A 15,800-nucleotide genomic window follows, 5' to 3' on the forward strand; every position below is an offset into this window, starting at 1 on the left:
TATTGATAGCCCAAGTAACCCTAAGAGGAAGAAATGATTACAAAAAATACTTTACTAAAGCAAAAAGGAAAGCTGCTTATAGGTTTAACGCTAAGTGCGCTTGGCGCAACTAACGTGGTAAAAGCCGATGACAGTTCTGTGGCACCGCTTACATACGTCACCAGTAAAGCAATTGAAAATAATCCAGAGGTACAACAAGCATGGCATACATTTAAATCCTCAATTTATGGCGTAGATGCAGCCCGCTCAGGCTACTTACCTAGCGTTGATGTATCTGCCAGCGCAGGTTATGAGCGCCGAAACTACGGTATAGAAGACGAATACAACCGCAACACTGCAGAGCTTAGTGTTACTCAAATGCTTTACGACGGGTTTAGAACATCTAACACCGTTGAAAGGTTTGAGCGTATTCAGCTCATTCGGTATTTTGAATTACTCTCACAAACAGAGCAAACTGCATTAGATGCATCTATTGCATTTTTAGATGTGCAAAAATTTAAAGAACTTGTGACACTCGCTGAAGAAAACCTGCAAGAACACGAGTCTGTATACCAACAAATTGAACAAAGTGTAGGAGCCGGTGTTGCCCGAGCAGCAGATCTAGAGCAAATTAGCGGGCGCTTATCGCTAGCGCAATCTAATGTGCTAACCGAGTACGCTAACCTGCACGATGTAACCGCGCGTTATTTAAGAGTTGTTGGCGAGCTACCCGTTAATGATATAAAACAAGCCAAATTAGATGAGCAAAATGTGCCCATTTCTATTAACCAAGCGCTTGATATAGCCTATAAAAACAGCCCTGCTTTTTACGCATCGCTTTATAATATAGAGGCACAAGAAGCCAATGCTCAGGCACAAAAGGCAGCGTTTCATCCAAACGTAGACTTATCTGCCCGTTACGGCACACAAGACAGAGACGAGCTAGGTTTAAACGAAACAAGAACCGAAGCACGGGTAGGTATAGACATAACCTATAACCTGTACAACGGGGGCCTAGATAGCGCCAACCTTGAACAAGCATACCAAGATGTAAATATTGCCAAGTATCAACGCGATCAAGCTTGTGTTGATATTCGTCAAAGCCTACAAATTGCCTATCATAATGTGAACAATATAGAGCAAAAGCTACCCACGCTTGAAAGCTATAAAAACTCGTCAAACAGAGTAAAAATAGCCTACCGAGACCAATTTGATATTGGCCAACGCACCTTGCTTGATGTACTTGACGCTGAAAACGAAGCATTTCAATCTAACCGCTCGTACATTGTTGCTCAATACGATAGACAAACAGCCATTTTAACTATGCTTAACGAAATGGGTAAACTATTGCCAGCTCTAAATGTTATGTCTGACAAGTACCCAACATTAACAGAGTTAACAGATGACCCAATCGTGCATAACGCACAAAATATATGCCCAAGTTACGATGTAGCTGCCACCTTTAAACGCAAAGCTTTTTTACAAAAAAAAGCCAAGCAAGATAACGCCTACATGAGCGTTACAGCAATGCCTAGGTATTTAGAAATGCCACCAGAGACCCCTAGCGCATCGAGTTTTGCAGATGACGATAACGACGGCGTACCTAACGAGCAAGACACCTGCCCAAGCACGCCAGCGGGAACAAATGTAGACCTGTCTGGGTGTACTTTGTATGACCAAGCGACCGACTCAGTTGAAATAGGCATTCCCTTTTCAGCCGACTCAAGCCAAGTGCGCCCAGAGTACTTGCAAGAGGTAGAAAAGCTCGCGGAGTTTTTAAAAAATAACCCTGACAAAAAGGTAGAGATCCAAGGCCACGCCTCATTAGATGGCGATAGAAAATACAACCGCAAACTTTCAGAGCAACGCGCCTTTGCCGTAGCACAATTACTTATTGAGCAATTTGGTATAGCGCCTAATCGTGTTCAATCATTTGGTTATGGTATTGATCAGCCACGAGTTAATGAAATTTCGGTACGTGCTAATGCGGCAAACCGCCGTATTGAGGCGGTTATTACCGATAGTTAAGAGGTGCTTAAAACAAATAAATTTAAAATGTTTTACATAACATTGGATGGTATATGGAATTAAATGATGTACTTGATCATGGCGGCGCACTGGTAGATTGCCTTGCAGTATTGTGCCGCTTTCATGATAAAGATTTTTCAAGGGAGGCCTTATTAAATGGCCTCCCACTAACAGATGGAAACTTAACGCCTTCAGGGTTTGCACGTGCTGCAAAACGTGTGGGCTTTAAATCAAAAGTTGTAAATAAGCCTCTTAATCAAATTAATACTGCTTTATTACCCGCTATTATTATTTTAAATAATAACCAAGCGTGCGTGGTAACCGCTATTGATAACCAAAAACAAACAGCGCAAGTTACTTACCCCGAGCTAACTGAGTCTGTTGTAGAAGAAGACCTAGAACAGTTAATTGAAAAATCAACAGGTTTAATTATTTATGCTCATCCAGAGTTTATGTTTGATGAGCGCTCCCCGGTGCTTGAAAAGCTCTCTAAAGACGGCTGGTTTTGGGGCGTAATAAAAGAATGCCGCGCACTGTACAAAGACGTCATAATCTCCGCCATTGCATTAGGCGTTTTGTCTGTTGCCATGCCTTTATTTGTAATGAATGTATATGACCGAGTAGTTCCTAATCATGCAACAGAAACCCTCTGGGTTTTAGCCATCGGTATTTTAATAGCGCTGACCGCCGACTTTGTACTGCGCTTAGTACGCAGCTACTTTGTAGAGCTTGCGGCAAGTCGTATAGATGTAAAAGTATCTGCGGTTATTATGGAGCGCGTACTTGGTATGAAGCTTAAAAATAGGCCCTCATCAGCGGGGTCATTTGCGAGTAACATACAATCGTTTGAAGCCGTACGTAACTTTTTTAGTTCAATAACCTTGGTCGCGCTGGTTGATTTACCCTTTGTTGCTATATACCTAATTGTTATTGCAATAATAGGTGTACCGCTTAGCCTACCCATTATCGCAGGTGCCCTAATACTTTTAAGTTATGGCATAGCAGCCCACAGAAAACTTGAAGCGCTGTCAGAGCAAACCATGAAAGCAAGCTCAATGCGCAACTCCATACTTGTAGAAAGCTTAACCAACATTGAAGATGTAAAAAGTTTTCACAGCGAATGCAAAACCCAATCAACATGGGAAAAATCAACTATTTATATTGCTCAGGTTAATGCGCAAAGTCGCTTAATCTCAAGTTCAATCTCTAATAGTGCAGCGTGGATACAACAATGTGTTGGCGTGATCATTATGATCATCGGTGTTCATTTAGTTATTGAAGGCGAGCTCACGCAAGGGGGATTAATAGCCGCTTACTTACTTTCATCACGTGCGATGGGGCCGCTTGGGCAATGCGCCGCCGTACTTGCGCAATATCATCATGCCGCTATTGCTATGCAATCGCTTAACGAAATAATGGAGAAAGACGTTGAGCGCCCGCCAAATAAACATTGGTTAAGCCACCCCGTATTAAACGGCGAAATAGAATTTAAAGACGTATGCTTTAAGTATGAAGACGACGCGGCCGATGCGCTTAGTAATATTAGCTTTAAAATATAAGCGGGCGAAAAAGTGGCTATTTTGGGGCGCAATGGTTCGGGTAAAAGCACCCTCGAAAAACTTATTTTAGGCCTTTACGACCCAACCGCAGGCTCCGTAATGGTCGATAACAACAATATACAACAAATAGACCCCGCAGAACTTCGTCATAACATAGGGTACGTACCACAAAATATAGCGTTGTTTTTTGGTAGTTTAAAAGACAACCTCACTATTAGCGCATGGCATGCTAAAGATGAGCAAATAATTAGCGCATGCGAAAAAAGCCAGTTATTCGAGTTAATCAACTCTCACCCCGATGGGTTTGACCTACAAGTTGGTGAGCAAGGTCGCCTGCTATCTGGCGGCCAAAAACAAGCGGTTGGTATAGCGCGCGCATTAATAAACGACCCCCCTATTATGCTGTTAGATGAGCCTACCTCATCGCTTGATCACAATAGTGAAAATAAAATTATTCAAAATTTAAAAATCGCCACCCAAGACAAAACTTTAATTGTAGTTACTCACCGCTCATCTTTACTTTCGTTGGTTGATCGCATCATCGTGCTCGATAACGGAAAAATAGTTGCCGATGGGCCTAAACAAAAAGTAATTGCCGCACTGAATAACCAAACAGTGGAGCAAGCATCATGAGTGACAATAAAAAGCCACTAGAGCAGCGCTCTTTTGAATCGGTAAGTAAAGCGATAGAAGCACGTAAAAAAGGTAAGCCTTCAATCTTTAATCGCTTATTTAAAGGCTGGCTTTCGCCTCCTGAATCACAAGATTGGGTAGTCGATGCGCAGTGGGAAAAAATGCAGCAAGAGCCTGCCAGCGCACGTTTTTTGTTATACCTTATTTGCATTGCATTTATTTTGCTTACAATTTGGGCAGGCTTTGCGCCACTCGATGAGGTAGCCCGTGGTGAAGGACGCGTTATCCCATCAAATAAATTACAGTTAGTGCAATCTTACGATGGCGGTATGGTAGAAAAAATAAATATTCGTGAAGGGCAAATTGTTGAAGAAGGTGACGTATTAATAAAAATCGACCCTACTCGGTTTATTTCAAGCTTTAGAGAAAACCAATCTAAAGTGCAATCACTCACTGCAAAAGTAGCCAGGTTACAAGCCCTTACTAGAAAAGAAGATCTCGTTTTTCCTGATGAGCTTGTTAAGCAAGTACCCGAGGCGGTCGCTCATGAGCGCTCAATATATTTAAGTAATCGCCAAGAATTAGAGCAGCAAGTGGCAATTCATAAACGCCAGCTAGAGCAACGCAGACAAGATCACATTGAAGCAAAAGCCGCTTTGCAACAACACACAAGCGCTCTAAGGCTAAGTAATCGTGAGCTGCAAGTAACACGCCCACTGTTAAGAACCGGTGCTGTATCTGATATAGACATCATTAGGTTAGAACGTGAAATAGTTGATTTAAACGGCGAAATAAACCGCACTAAAGCCGTTATTAACCGCAGTTTATCGGCTATCAACGAAGCTAAAAACAAAGTAACAGAAGTCGAACTTGCGATGATCAACCGCTGGAACAACGAGCTTTCGGAGGCATTGCTGCGTTTAGAGTCGATAAAAGAAACCGAATCAGGGCTTGCCGACAAAGTGGCCCAAACTGAGATCAAATCACCGGTTAAAGGCACGGTACAACGTTTATTGGTTAATACCGTAGGCGGCATTTTACAACCCGGCAGTGACGTTTTAGAAATAGTCCCTTTAGACGATCAACTTATTGTTGAGGCAAAAATACCGCCGAAAGATATTGCCTTTTTACGCCCAGGGCAGCCCGCCATGATTAAATTTAGCGCCTATGATTTTGCAGTATACGGCGGACTAGAAGCCGAGGTACTGCATATAAGTGCAGATACAATTACCGACGACAGAGAAAATACTTTTTATTTAGTGCAATTAAAAACCACTAAAAATAACTTTTCAGAAGAGTTGACTATAATTCCAGGAATGACCACACAAGTGGATATTATTACTGGTAAAAAAACCGTCTTGGAATATTTACTTAAACCCGTACTCAGAGCTACATCGCAAGCAATGACAGAACGCTAAACTGAATTTATTGGAGTAAATTAATGCGTCAAAGTATATTTATTACACAACCCGAACTTGAATCGAGCCACTGGCGAAGTGCGTTTGCAGGTTGTGTAATATGCACCAAAGAACCAAAACAAATTAATGCATCAAGTATTATATGGGTTCTGGCGGGCACTTCGGGATGGCTTGAACTGGTAAAAAAATATGCCCAAAAACGCTTGCCAGTTATTGTAATGACCACAAATCTAGAAATAGAGGAACTTAGAGCAGCCCTGCAAGCGGGCGCAAGAGGCTATATAGAAGCACTTGCATCTAAAGTAATATTGCAACAAGTACTTGAGACTATTTGCTCAGGCGGCCTGTGGTTACCTGGGCAGCTACTATCTAATATTGTTGGGGCACTAAGCCAGCAGCAAATAAATTACACCCAAGCGTGCGATATTCAAAGCTTAACTAAACGCGAGCGCCAAGTTGTTGATATAGTTATAACAGGGGCGACCAATAAACAAGCCGCTGAGTCACTAAATATTACAGAGCGAACAATCAAAGAGCACATGAGCTCAATTTTCACTAAGTTAAAAGTGCGTGACCGTATACAACTTATGTTAGCCGTTAAAGGTAACTAACCTAGGCTAAAATAACAAAACCTTCGCCAGTTATAGTTAAACTTACTAAACAACGGCTTATAGGTTAAATACTGAATTGCATTTACCTATTCGCCGCCATTATTAAACCGCTCCCCTTTTAATTAAAGAGTCGCTTTACGACTCTTTAATTACCCCATCAAAACCTAGATTAACCAGTGTATCTATATCGTCTTGGCTTGTTACGCCCTGCGCGACCACTTTAATACCAATAGAATGTGCTAATGTGCAAACACCGCGTAAGAAGGTTTGATTATCTTGGCTATAACTAATGTTATGCCCGTAAATGCTGTCTATTTTAAGCATTTCTAAGCCAAATTCTTGAATGTTCTTAATCTTAGTAAATTCAGGCCCCACACGTTTAAGTGCCACTTTAGCGCCCATACAACGCACCTGCTCACAAAATTCCTTAAATATATCCTTTTCGTTTACGACAATGTTTTCGCGTATATCAAAACAGATATTTTTTGCCAAATCAGGAAAGGCAGATACATAGGTTAATACCGAGGCAAGCGCGGTATCATCCATTAATGTTTGCGCCGAAAGCTCTACAGCAATCAATTCATTTGGCGGCGCTTCACCGTACTGTTTAACAATTTGCTTGATTAAACTCCAATCCAAACGTGCTAATAGGTTTAAGCGATTAGCCCATTGATAGTAGTAGCTTGATTTATAATGTTGGCCGCCAAATTCTAAACTTAAACTAAGCTGGTGCTGTAACAAGGTGTCGTTAAAACCCATAACCTCTAAACAATTTAACTGTATAGTTTTTTGCTCAAGTGCATCCTCAATAGCCTTTTGCCAGCCAGTAGAGTCATCAAAAATTTCACTCTTTTGTTTATTATCAATGACTTTTGCTTGCACCCCAGGTTTGTTACCTGCTGTTTTTAATAAACCATCTACACGGCGTAATAAATCAAAGCGGGTGTCGTTTTTCTCTATGTAGGTACAACTGTGTACAATGGCCAAATCAATATTTTTGTATTCATCAACAATCGATCTATGCAGTGCGGTTATTTGCTCGCTAAGCGCCTGAATATCATCAGTATCGCTAAACAACACAGTAAAGTCGGTATGTGATATACGCGCAATATAGTTTTCTGAAAAGTGCGCCTGATTCGACTCTAAAAACTGCGTTAACACCTGAGAAAAACGGCGTAAAAAATTAACCATTTCTACACGGCTAATCGATTCACTTATTTTATCTAAATTAACCACCCTAAATAAAAACAAAGCACCATGGGCATGATCTTTCACTTTTTGTAAATGAGCCTCTAATGTGGCACTAAAATACTCTCGATTGGCAAGCCCTGTTAGCTCATCGTGCTGGGCTTTAAAACGCAGCTCCTCTAAGCGTTTATTATCTTCTTTTATAATGCGACTAAACCGTGTCGATAATAAATTCATCGACTGCACAAGGCGTGCAAACTCAAAGGTTTTTGGCACTTTTGACTTAATAAAACGCTTATCGCCAAAGGCGTTAGCTTGGTACACCACATCATCAAGTGGCGTTAAAATTCTACGTAATAAATACGCACTTATGGCACAAGCAAAAAAGGCCACCACTAAAAAGCTAAAAAACAGTTTAAGGGCGCTTTCCCACAATGCTTGCTCAGCATATTGGCTGTGGCTTTCAACAAATAAAGTGCCAAATTGCTGCCAACCGTTGTTAACTTGCCCTACACCTGGCTGTACATTAAGCCCATATACCGCTCTAAACCAAGCTGGTGCGGTATTTTCTAACGTGTCGGTAAATACGCGCTTTACAATAACCTCACCATTTGGGTCTTGCAGTTCTATACGTTTGTAGTGGCCGGTATCAAAAGTGGCCGACACTAACAGCTCAAGCTCTACAGGATCTTTTTCAAGCTGACTAATCATCAGCGCTAAGGAGCTGGCATTATCAACATTTTTTAAATACAGCTGCGTAGAAAAATAGTTTCTAGCAGAGTTAGTACTTATTAATACGCTACTTATAAAGCCAACAAAAATCACCACCAGCAAGGTGATCCACAGCTCTTGCCTAAGAGTGATTTTTCTTTTTTTGAAAAACTTAAATAAGGAAAATGACGCCATTACCACATAACCCCTTCTTGTGATGTCTGCTCCAAAATTTTACGCCAACGCGATAGCCTTGCTGTCGGGCTGGCTACACTTTTGGTCGAGTTATTTGCCCATAAACCTTGGCTGTTAAAACTAAATACCGGGCTTAAATCAACGCGTTTTGCTGCAGGTAACACTTTTGTTATTAAACTATCTAAAATAAGCGGCTGAGCATTAGGCGTAGCAAAGTAGCCTAATACCATGTGTGCTTGTGTTTTGTTTGTACCAGCAAGCTTAGCTTTTACATATATAAGCCTAAGCTTGTCATCGCTTACGCCTAAGGCGCGTAAACTAATATATTTAGCAATGGCATAATCTTCACAATCACCTAAACCACGGCCAAGGGTTTCTAATGGCGTAGCCCAATAGTCGTTTTGCTTCCAAAGCTGTATATCGGTTTGGTATCGAAGATTGCGTGCAAAAAAGTCGTTAACAATTAAAATTTGTTGTTGTTCTGGTTTATTTTGGGTGCGCACCAACATAGTTTGCCAATTACGCGCCACAGTGACTCGCGCAGGGCCATACTTTTGCCCCATTAATTCTATAAAGGTATTAAATTGAATAGTTAAACGGCTCGCAAACACGCCGCTTGAAAGTAAAAAAAATAGCAGTAAATAGCGCAAATTGCTTTTGCACCAAAAAAATAGCTTATTTGAGGAAAGAGTAGGCCTAAGTGTCATTCACAGCCCAAAAAAAGAAAAATTAAAAACATATACTAAACGCTACACTACTTGTTCAAATATTATTCGTAACAACAGCATAGCACTCAATATAAAAGGATGAGATATTTTGTATGTGTTTTTTTACTAGATTTAAATTTTAACTCGGTCATTTCAACTTTGCTTAATACATTAACTAACGTATTGAATCATCGTTGTATTTAAAGCTGATTAATCAAACCCTAGATTTACAGAAAAACGCTCCCGTAAATAGTAAAGTTATGTATTGCTATACGAGTATATTCCACGCGCACGCGCTTAACGCTAAAACCAACCGCTAAAATAGCAGCTTAATATAGCTTTACTATTTAAAGTACTGGCCAGTTACTTAGTAGTAGGTCACTTTTTTAACTTCACGCGGCTTAATTTCACCTATATATAAGTCGTGCACGCGCTTCATGTTTAGCTCAAGCTCAGTAACGTATACATCGTCAACTGAGTAAGTTTTAATAATTTGCGCACCTTTAATTATGCCCTGCACTTTACTTTCCATGTAATCGTTTTGAGCAATAGCACCTGCTACAGACGTGCCCGCTGTAATTTTTTGCCCATAAACTTGCTCAGTCAGTTCACGGTACGCCTCAAGCTTAGAGGCCTTAATTGCCATTAATTGCTTTTGTGATTTATTAGCCCCTTGCTGCAAGCTAATAGGTGCATAACCAACCGCTTTAAGTATGGGATAATTATTTGGCTCTACATATTTGTACTCAACATGTTTATCAAACACGTTGCTGCAACCGGCAAGGCCAAGGCCTGCTAAAGTAAGTAATATAATTGCACGCATTTATTTGCACCCTTTAAACTAATTGCGCAAATAAATGCAGGTTTAATGCCATTTGTTATAAAGTCCTCATATTGGTGCAGTCCTTGCTTAGCTAAAGCGTAATTAACTAATTTTATGTGGAGTACCAGTATGAACACGTTTTTATCATCACTATTTGCAGGTGTTACTAGCGCTGCATTATTAACGTTTTCTGCCAGTACTTACGCACAATGGTTTGAATCTACCGGCCATGCACAAATACAAAATGGCGACATAAGCAGTGCTAAATCGGCCGCGATTAAAGATGCAATTACACAAGCATTAGTGTTTTCTGGCGCCCGGGTTAGCTCGGTACAAACCTTGGTAGATGGCGTGCTAACGCAAGATCAGCTAAAAATTAGTAGCCACGGCGAAATACAAAAAATAGAGCTGGTGAGCGAGCAACGCCAAAATCAACAATTTGCCATTACGCTTAGGCTTGATGTATTTGCCCAAACAGAGCAATGCCCACAAAGTAGCTTTAATAAATTTGTTGCTGTAACCCAAAGCCAGCTTGTTCATCGTGAACATGCCTTAATGGGTCAAATATTTGACGTAAATAAAGCCATTAGTAAAAAGTTATTTAGCGCTTTGCAAAGCACAAAAATGAGCGCCCTGCCCGTTGCTTACTACAATAAAGCAATTAATGTAGACAATTACTTTAATCAGCAGCACGACTACTCAAATGCACAACTAGAAGAGCTTTCAGCCAGAAGCAACGCGCAATATGTTTTATTAAGCCAAATAACCAACTTAGCGCCAAGCGATAAACTCAACAACGACTACGCCTTTTGGCAAGACGAAACCTACCAGCGCAGCTACGCTATTGAGTTTATGTTGTTTGATGGCACCACGTACGAACAATTATGGCAAAACAGCTATCATACCCAAGCTGTATGGCCATTTGAAAAAACAGCCATAGTTGATGTAAATAGTGATAGATTTTGGCAATCACCTTTTGGGCAAAGCATTAGCGATATAAATCAAACGGTCAGTTACGATATACAAGCGGCTATGGCGTGTTTTCCTACTAAAGGAAAAATAATGCACATGGAAAACAACAAATTGGTGATAAACCTAGGCAAAGATCATGGTCTTAAAAAAGGCCAACTATTAAGCATTGCGCACCATAACTACTTAACCGATGCACAAGGCAATACTATGCCGCATACCATTACCACGCTTAACACCATTGTGGTTGAGCAACTTTATAAACAAAGCGCAATTGCTGTAAGCCTTAACGACAAGCCTTTGCCTGGGGTACAAATAAACGATGTAGTAGAGGTTGCAAGCCAAGAACGCTAAATAAGCGCCCGCTTTAAATTTGGGTGCTCTGCCAACCACTGGGCTAATTGCTCAACGCCCGCCAAACGCGGGTAGTGTTTTCTGCAAGCAAATACCACATTACGTTGCTGATTAGGAAAAATAGCTAAATAATCAATCCCTACACGCTGTGTACACGCAAGCTTGGGCACAAATGTCACCCCGTCATCTATCGCCACCAGCGCCAATAAAGTTTCTAAACTATTGCCCTGATATTGGTTTGACACATCCACTCCCGCAGCAAAACAAAACTTTTGGGCTTGATCTTTAAAGCAATGACCATCACTTAACATTAATAGGCTACAACTTTGTAAATCGCTTAGCGCTACTTTTTTACGATTAGATAATGGGTTATCGGTTGAAACAGCAACCATAAAGTCTTCTTTGTACACGTTAACCGTATGGTAGTTTTTAAGCTCGGGAACATCGGCCAAAATTGCAAAGTCGAGCTCGCCGTTATCAAGCGCCTCTAGCATAGTCGCTGTTTGCATTTCTATAAACGAAAAGTGGCTCTCGCTAAACGCCGCTTTCATAGAGGTCAGTAAAGCGCTGAGTAAGTACGGCGCAATAGTAGGAATAATACCAATTCTTAGCTTACCTTGTAGCGGCCCGTTTGAAGTAGCCGCTAGCTCTTTTAAGATTTCTGTTTGCTCTAAAATAACGTTTATTTGTGTCAACAAACGTTCACCTTGCGCTGTTAATGTAACTTGCTTAGTTGAGCGGTCAAATAAAACAACATTAAGCTCTTGCTCAAGCTTTTTTACTTGCCCACTTAGTGTAGGCTGGCTAACAAAACAGGCATCGGCCGCTTTGCGAAAATGCTTGTGGTGCGCTATTGCTTTTACATACTCTAAATCTTTTAAGTTCAAATTCATCTCCACCTGATAGGCTATACCTATTAGTTTAATACAAACAAACGATTGGAACTATATTTAAATTCTCGCCATAATGGCTCCAACAAATCAAGAGGAACAAACTATGTTAAAGAATATTGAAGGTCAAACAATCCCAAGCGTTACATTTGCAACACGTCAAAACGACGAATGGAAATCAGTAACCACAGACGAAATTTTTACAGGCAGAACCGTTGTTGTGTTTTCACTACCGGGCGCATTTACACCAACCTGTTCATCAACTCACTTACCACGCTACAACGAGTTAGCCGGTGTACTTAAGCAAAATGGCGTTGATGAAATTGTATGTGTATCAGTAAACGATACATTTGTAATGAACGCATGGGCAGAGCATCAAGAAGCGCAAAACATCACATTATTACCTGATGGCAACGGCGAATTCACTGACGGCATGGGCATGTTAGTAGATAAAAATGATTTAGGCTTTGGTAAGCGCAGCTGGAGATACTCTATGCTAGTTAAAGATGGCGTTATCGACAAAATGTTCATCGAACCAGATTTACCAGGCGACCCGTTTGAAGTTTCTGATGCAGACACAATGCTTGACTACATCAACCCAAAACAAACTAAGCCAGAGCCAGTAACCGTATTTACTAAACCTGGTTGCCCTTTCTGTAAAAAAGCAAAAGAGCTACTAACAGAAAAAGGCTACGCATTTGAAGAAGTTGTTATGGGTGCAGGCGCTACATTAACAAGCCTTAAAGCAATCACTGGCCGTGACACTGTTCCACAAATATTTATTGGTGGACAACACATTGGCGGCTCAGACGATTTAGAAAAATACTTTGCTTAATTAAGTAAAAAGATAGCAGGGGCGTACACGCCCCTCTATATCAATCTCATCGCTCAGATTGAAAATAATAAAGGATACCACTATGAAAGAATTACAAACCGATGTTGTTGTTATAGGTGCAGGTACTGCAGGCTTAAGCGCATACCGTAACGCAAAACAATTCACCCCTAACGTTTTAATGATTGAATCAGGCCCGTACGGTACTACCTGTGCACGCGTTGGTTGTATGCCAAGTAAATTACTTATTGCCGCAGCCGAAGCCGCGCATTCAATTGAAATGGCACCTGCATTTGGTGTACATAGCTCAAAGCCAAGAATAGACGGCAAAGCAGTTATGGCACGTGTTAAAAGCGAACGAGACCGCTTTGCAGGATTCGTAGTAGAAGCCGTATACGACATTCCTGATGAAGATAAAATTCGTGGCTACGCCAAGTTTTTAGACGCCAACCGCGTACAAATTGACGATGACATCATTATTACTGCTAAACGCTTTGTAATTGCCACCGGTTCACGCCCATCATACCCAGGCGTGTTTAATAACTTTGGTGACAAACTTATTATAAACGATGATGTATTTGACTGGGACGACCTACCAGAGTCAGTGGCTGTATTTGGCCCAGGCGTAATAGGCCTAGAAATTGGCCAAGCACTTAGTCGCTTGGGCGTAAACGTAAAATTATTTGGTGTTGGCGGCGCAATTGGCCCACTTACCGACCCAGTAATTAAAGACTATGCAAACACTGTTTTTGCTGAAGAATTTTTTGTAGATACCGACTCAAACGTATCTGACATGATGCAAGTTGGCGATAAAGCCCAGCTTACTTACACCGATAAAGACGGTGCTAAACACACCGAGCAATTTGACTACGTACTTGCAGCCACAGGCCGAGTACCCAACGTAGACAAGCTAGGTTTAGAGAATACCAGCATAGAGCTTGATGAGCGCGGTGTGCCACACGCCGACCCGCACACAATGCAATGTGGTAACTCAAATATATTTATAGCGGGCGATGCCAGCAATATGATCCCCCTGCTACACGAAGCATCTGATCAAGGCACCATTGCCGGTCAAAATGCTGGGCGCTTCCCCGATGTACGCATTGGCCTTCGCCGCGCAAAAATTGCCGCAGTGTTTAGTGACCCACAAATAGCAATGGTAGGCGACAGCTACAAACAAATTACAGACCGCCTAGGTGAATGTGGTTGCTTTGAAGTAGGCGAAGTGAGCTTTGAAAACCAAGGCCGCAGCCGAGTAATGCTTAAAAATAAAGGCCACATGCGCGTTTACGCAGAGCAAGGCACTGGCTTATTTTTAGGTGCAGAATTTATTGGCCCACAAGCCGAACACCTTGCTCATTTATTAGCATGGGCTGTGCAAAACAAAATGACCGTACCAGAAATGCTGGATATGCCATTTTACCACCCAGTAATTGAAGAAGGTTTACGCACGGCCCTTCGCGATTTAAATGCCAGACTTAAATTTGGCCCAGATATTATTAACAGCTGTATGGAATGCGGACCAGGCGCTTAACTTTTATACAGAAATAAAACAAATACATACTTGCTAACAAAAAGCCAAAACAGTCGTTTTGGCTTTTTTATGCGCTTTTTTAACGCTAATACCCATTGTATTAAATTATGAGGTATTGATAGCAACAGATAAACAGAGTAATAACAAAGGCCTAATTTTCGATAGGCATATGTTCTACTTAAAAATTTATAACGCCGTTTACGCTTTATTTAGTACGTTAGAATGACTAAATTTTTAATTCGATTGCTATAACCTCTCAAAAATTATTTTAGCTGTTACACTTATTTGATTACTCAATCACAACAAGATGGAAAAGCTATGCCCAATAATAAATTTAGACTAGTCACCCGCAGCGATTTTGATGGCTTAGTATGTGCCGTACTGCTCAAAGACTTAGACCTAATTGATGACATTTTATTTGTACACCCAAAAGACATGCAAGATGGCAAAATAGACATAACTGCAAACGACATTACCACTAACCTACCCTACGTTGCTGGCTGTCACATTGCATTTGACCATCACTTAAGCGAAACCGTACGTAACGCAAGCGATATTAAAAACCATGTAATTGACCCTAAAGCTCCTTCTGCTGCACGCGTTGTTTATGATTATTATGGCGGCGCAGAAAAATTTCCAAACATCAGCACAGACATGATGGAAGCCGTAGATAAAGGCGATGCTGCGCAGTTCTCAAAAGACGAAATACTCAACCCAACAGACTGGGTATTAATGAACTTTATCATGGATGCACGCACAGGCCTTGGCCGATTCCGCGAGTTTAAAATTTCAAACTACCAATTAATGATGAAGCTAATTGATGCCTGTAAAGATCAAAGCATTGAAGATATTTTAAAAATGGAAGACGTAGCCGAACGTGTTGCGCTTTATAACGAGCATAACGAAAAGGCCAAAGAGCAAATAGCACAATGCGCAACCGTGCATAAAAACCTCGTGGTGCTAGATTTAACTCAAGAGGAAACTATTTACGCCACCAACCGCTTTGTTATTTACGCCATGTACCCCGACTGCAATATATCAATTCACAAAATGTGGGGCCTTAAAAAACAAAACGTAGTATTTGCCATAGGTAAATCAATCACCAACCGCACTTCAAACACTAATGTGGGCGAGTTATGTCTTAAATACGGCGGTGGCGGCCACTTAAACGCCGGCACCTGCCAAGTAGAAACCAGCAAAGCCGAAGCAGTACTTAGTGAGCTGATAGATACTATTACGAGTGATGGTTGAGCTGTAAGCTGTAAGCTGTAAGCTGTAAGCTTTAAGCTGTATGATCTGACCCCGATAAAGTAGACACGGGGTTTTAATTCATTGATTCATATTGTATGGGGCTAACATTTCCAATCGT

Annotated in this window: 11 protein-coding genes and 1 pseudogene; 8 read left to right on the forward strand and 4 right to left on the reverse strand. The window is 41.1% G+C overall.

From position 1 onward, the window contains the following. Nucleotides 1–33: 33 nt before the first annotated feature. The 4 genes and pseudogenes from OIZ54_RS10405 to OIZ54_RS10425 all read left to right on the forward strand — a co-directional run bounded on the left by OIZ54_RS10405 (nt 34) and on the right by OIZ54_RS10425 (nt 6,228). Entirely contained in the window at nt 34–2,007 is a 1,974-nt protein-coding gene (locus OIZ54_RS10405; RefSeq protein WP_096041340.1) for a TolC family outer membrane protein, read from the forward strand. Nucleotides 2,008–2,060: 53 nt separating this feature from the next. Then, nucleotides 2,061–4,199: pseudogene (locus OIZ54_RS10410) on the forward strand (type I secretion system permease/ATPase). Further along, entirely contained in the window at nt 4,196–5,617 is a 1,422-nt protein-coding gene (locus tag OIZ54_RS10420; RefSeq protein WP_055252885.1) for an HlyD family type I secretion periplasmic adaptor subunit, read from the forward strand. Before OIZ54_RS10410 ends, OIZ54_RS10420 begins: the two are co-directional and overlap by 4 nt. Nucleotides 5,618–5,640: 23 nt before the next feature. Then, nucleotides 5,641–6,228 carry a LuxR C-terminal-related transcriptional regulator gene (locus OIZ54_RS10425; protein WP_264390356.1) on the forward strand — a complete coding sequence of 196 codons (588 nt, stop codon included), beginning with the start codon at nt 5,641–5,643 and terminating at the stop codon, nt 6,226–6,228. A 135-nt stretch (nt 6,229–6,363) separates the two neighbouring features. Here OIZ54_RS10425 and OIZ54_RS10430 read toward each other — a convergent pair whose 3' ends face one another. From OIZ54_RS10430 to OIZ54_RS10440, 3 genes are all read right to left on the reverse strand, one after another. Continuing rightward, complete coding sequence (locus OIZ54_RS10430; protein WP_264390357.1) at nt 6,364–8,322, reverse strand: LapD/MoxY N-terminal periplasmic domain-containing protein; 1,959 nt, start codon at nt 8,320–8,322, stop codon at nt 6,364–6,366. Beyond that, entirely contained in the window at nt 8,322–9,029 is a 708-nt protein-coding gene (locus OIZ54_RS10435) for a transglutaminase-like cysteine peptidase (protein ID WP_024033060.1), read from the reverse strand. Before OIZ54_RS10435 ends, OIZ54_RS10430 begins: the two co-directional genes overlap by 1 nt. A 367-nt stretch (nt 9,030–9,396) precedes the next feature. Then, entirely contained in the window at nt 9,397–9,852 is a 456-nt protein-coding gene (locus OIZ54_RS10440) for an LPP20 family lipoprotein (RefSeq protein WP_004589651.1), read from the reverse strand. 129 nt (nt 9,853–9,981) lie between these two features. Here OIZ54_RS10440 and OIZ54_RS10445 point away from each other — a divergent pair, with 129 nt between their 5' ends. Then, nucleotides 9,982–11,175: a flagellar assembly protein FlgT gene (locus tag OIZ54_RS10445; RefSeq protein WP_029774510.1), complete on the forward strand. Its 1,194-nt coding sequence runs from the start codon at nt 9,982–9,984 to the stop codon at nt 11,173–11,175. Here OIZ54_RS10445 and OIZ54_RS10450 read toward each other — a convergent pair. Then, entirely contained in the window at nt 11,172–12,062 is an 891-nt protein-coding gene (locus OIZ54_RS10450) for a LysR substrate-binding domain-containing protein (RefSeq protein WP_029774511.1), read from the reverse strand. The two genes, OIZ54_RS10445 and OIZ54_RS10450, sit on opposite strands and share 4 nt — an antisense overlap. Nucleotides 12,063–12,171: 109 nt before the next feature. Here OIZ54_RS10450 and OIZ54_RS10455 point away from each other — a divergent pair, with 109 nt between their 5' ends. From OIZ54_RS10455 to OIZ54_RS10465, 3 genes are all read left to right on the forward strand, one after another. Next, a complete protein-coding gene (locus tag OIZ54_RS10455) occupies nt 12,172–12,900 on the forward strand; it encodes a glutathione peroxidase (RefSeq protein WP_024033064.1) in 729 nt (242 codons plus the stop codon). An 82-nt stretch (nt 12,901–12,982) separates the two neighbouring features. Then, complete coding sequence (locus OIZ54_RS10460) at nt 12,983–14,431, forward strand: dihydrolipoyl dehydrogenase (protein ID WP_264390358.1); 1,449 nt, start codon at nt 12,983–12,985, stop codon at nt 14,429–14,431. Nucleotides 14,432–14,749: 318 nt separating this feature from the next. Beyond that, the gene (locus tag OIZ54_RS10465; protein ID WP_264390359.1) at nt 14,750–15,682 is read left to right on the forward strand and encodes an exopolyphosphatase; all 933 of its coding nucleotides are present in this window, start codon (nt 14,750–14,752) and stop codon (nt 15,680–15,682) included. Nucleotides 15,683–15,800: the final 118 nt, after the last annotated feature.

The sequence above is a fragment of the Pseudoalteromonas sp. A3 genome, from assembly GCF_025942345.1.
Classification (GTDB): Bacteria; Pseudomonadota; Gammaproteobacteria; order Enterobacterales; family Alteromonadaceae; genus Pseudoalteromonas; species Pseudoalteromonas atlantica.

What these genes read in the sequence shown, in the direction of transcription:
- OIZ54_RS10455 (WP_024033064.1), top strand. Translation starts at nt 12,172, where the DNA reads ATGTTAAAGAATATTGAAGGTCAAACAATCCCAAGCGTTACATTTGCA.
- OIZ54_RS10440 (WP_004589651.1), bottom strand. Translation starts at nt 9,852, where the DNA reads ATGCGTGCAATTATATTACTTACTTTAGCAGGCCTTGGCCTTGCCGGT.
- OIZ54_RS10405 (WP_096041340.1), top strand. Translation starts at nt 34, where the DNA reads ATGATTACAAAAAATACTTTACTAAAGCAAAAAGGAAAGCTGCTTATA.
- OIZ54_RS10425 (WP_264390356.1), top strand. Translation starts at nt 5,641, where the DNA reads ATGCGTCAAAGTATATTTATTACACAACCCGAACTTGAATCGAGCCAC.
- OIZ54_RS10430 (WP_264390357.1), bottom strand. Translation starts at nt 8,322, where the DNA reads ATGGCGTCATTTTCCTTATTTAAGTTTTTCAAAAAAAGAAAAATCACT.
- OIZ54_RS10465 (WP_264390359.1), top strand. Translation starts at nt 14,750, where the DNA reads ATGCCCAATAATAAATTTAGACTAGTCACCCGCAGCGATTTTGATGGC.
- OIZ54_RS10460 (WP_264390358.1), top strand. Translation starts at nt 12,983, where the DNA reads ATGAAAGAATTACAAACCGATGTTGTTGTTATAGGTGCAGGTACTGCA.
- OIZ54_RS10445 (WP_029774510.1), top strand. Translation starts at nt 9,982, where the DNA reads ATGAACACGTTTTTATCATCACTATTTGCAGGTGTTACTAGCGCTGCA.
- OIZ54_RS10435 (WP_024033060.1), bottom strand. Translation starts at nt 9,029, where the DNA reads ATGACACTTAGGCCTACTCTTTCCTCAAATAAGCTATTTTTTTGGTGC.
- OIZ54_RS10420 (WP_055252885.1), top strand. Translation starts at nt 4,196, where the DNA reads ATGAGTGACAATAAAAAGCCACTAGAGCAGCGCTCTTTTGAATCGGTA.